The organism is Luteibaculum oceani, from assembly GCF_007995015.1.
In the GTDB taxonomy this organism is placed as follows: domain Bacteria; phylum Bacteroidota; class Bacteroidia; order Flavobacteriales_D; family Luteibaculaceae; genus Luteibaculum; species Luteibaculum oceani.
In genome coordinates, this window is the sequence record NZ_VORB01000031.1 from 1 (window position 1) to 578 (window position 578).

General features: G+C 47.8%; 1 protein-coding gene. It reads left to right on the forward strand.

What is annotated here, in order from left to right; translation table 11 throughout:
- Positions 1-578, forward strand: a 578-nt coding sequence (locus FRX97_RS12290; RefSeq protein WP_170227141.1) for a hypothetical protein, incomplete at both ends; no start/stop codon positions are given.

The window sequence follows — 578 nt, forward strand, 5'->3', positions numbered from 1 at the left end:
GGAGATCGACTCATTGCGCAAGCTACTTCCGATTATGTCCTCGACTCGGACGACACCTTACTTTATGTGCTGCACACTGAAAGTGGAGCCAGTTTGGGCAACATCCTACATTTTAAGGGAAGCAACGGAATTGTAGCCAGTAACAAGGCCATTGCAACCGGCAAGGTGTATTACCTCTCGCGCGTTGTGGGAACCAAAAACGGTTCTACCCTTGGACTGAACGTTAAGGACTATTGCTTAAGCGTGGCTCCAGGTACCCCTGTAGTATTTGGAAAACCAGCTCAGGCCATTGTCTCGGCAACTTCTAAAATCTGCGATGGCGAAAATGTGTATATCACCATCAACGGTTCGGGAGTAGGGCCTTATGTCTTTACCCTTAAATCGTCACCCACCGATGCAGGGGTGAACTACTCTCTGCAATCGGGCGAGAGCATAGAACTTTTATCTCCAGCCGTAGGTTCGTACACCTATTACATCGCTGGGTTTAAAGACATGGGCAACAGTCGTTGCACGAAGCTATTGAACGATAGGGTGAATTTTACGGTCAATAAAATTCCTTCGGCTAATGTTAGCGTACC